This window comes from Chitinophaga sp., from assembly GCF_036566945.1.
Lineage (GTDB): Bacteria > Bacteroidota > Bacteroidia > Chitinophagales > Chitinophagaceae > Chitinophaga.
The window spans coordinates 1-1603 of record NZ_DATCVJ010000926.1 but is presented as its reverse complement, the minus strand read 5'-3'; the positions used below and the strand labels follow the sequence as shown (position 1 = coordinate 1603).

Annotated in this window: 1 protein-coding gene; it reads left to right on the top strand. The window is 43.5% G+C overall.

All coding sequences use genetic code 11. The features are described from left to right. Positions 1 to 1558, top strand: a 1558-nt coding sequence (locus VIP81_RS27825) for a hypothetical protein (protein ID WP_331969183.1), incomplete at its 5' end; no start/stop codon positions are given. Positions 1559 to 1603 lie beyond the last annotated feature (45 nt).

Here is a 1603-nt window from a genome sequence, read left to right as displayed (position 1 = left end):
TAATTATACCAATATGGAGTTCGGATTCAACTATAACCGCTCCTTTGGTTTACATACGGTGAATGCGGTATTGTTATATACTACCAATGAAAGTACCATTGAAATGCTGAGTGGCGCCCGCAGTAATATTTTTACACCTTCAGTAGATGAACTGTTTGCCGGTAATGCCAGTGTAAACTCCACTAACAACGGTACCACCAGCGAGTTTGGAAGAGTAGGGTATGTTGGTCGTATCAGTTATTCCTACAATGGTAAATATTACCTGGATGGCAGCTTCCGTTCGGAAGCATCTGTGAATTATCCGGATGGACATCGTTGGGGTACGTTCCCTTCTATATCTGCCGGATGGCGGATTTCCGAAGAAGATTTTATGAAAGATAATATCTCCTGGCTCGATGAACTGAAACTGAGAGGATCTTATGGTATGGCCGGTGATGAATCAGGCGCCGGGTATAGTGCCTATCTCTATAATTTCTCCGTAGGACAAAACAGCGGTCCTTCTTCCACTACCGGTAAGAATGGCTACATTTTCGGCGGTAATTATCAACCTTCTATCTATCCCGGGCTTACTGCACCCAATAACAATATTACCTGGGGAGTGATCAAATCATTTAATGCCGGCTTTAATCTGAGTATCCTGAAAGGATTATTTGCCGCCGAATTTGATGTATACCGGAAGAATAATACCAATGTGCTGATCTCCGTGACGGACAATGTACCATTGACTTATGGCGCTTTTGCTCCCAAGGTAAATATGGGTAGTAACCATTCCACCGGTTTTGAACTGACATTGACACATAGTAACCATATCGGCAAAAATTTCAACTATTATGTAAAAGGTATGATTGCACATACCAAAACCATCACGGATTATTCAGGAGAACAAGCCGGTTTACCTGCGTGGAATGCCAGCCAGTTAAACGGTTGGGGCGCGAATATTACCCGCATCTACAAATCAGCAGGGCTGTTCCAGTCTAAGGAAGAAATTGCCGGATGGGCCATACAGGACGGGCGTAACAACAGCACTATTAACCCCGGTGATGTCAAATATCAGGACCTGAATGGCGATCACATCATTGATGAAAAGGATGTAATAGTGAAAGATAATATCAACATGCCGTTGCTGAATTATAGTGTTTCGCTCGGTGCTACCTGGAAACACTTGTCACTAGACCTGTTATTCCAGGGAATCGGTGACTATACCAACATGAATCTAAACCGGAGATGGGTCAATTATGATACCCGTCAACTGGATCGTTGGACACCGGATAACCCAAATGCCTCCTGGCCTAAGCTAGGGTCCATAGCCTCAGATACCAGGGTGTCAGATTTTTATGGTACCACCAGCAATTACCTGCGTTTGCGCAGTGCCGTTCTTTCCTATAGTCTGCAACCGGTTTGGCTGAAACGTATGGGATTGGAAGCGGTAACTTTTAATCTGCAGGGAGGTAATTTGTTTGTGTGGTCGAAGGTGAAATTTACCGATCCTGAAAATGATGTGATAACACCCTATGGTCCGCAAAAGACGTATGGTGCTGGTGTAAACGTGAAATTCTAAACATTCATTACAAAATGCAGATCATGAAAATTAATATAAAAGGTG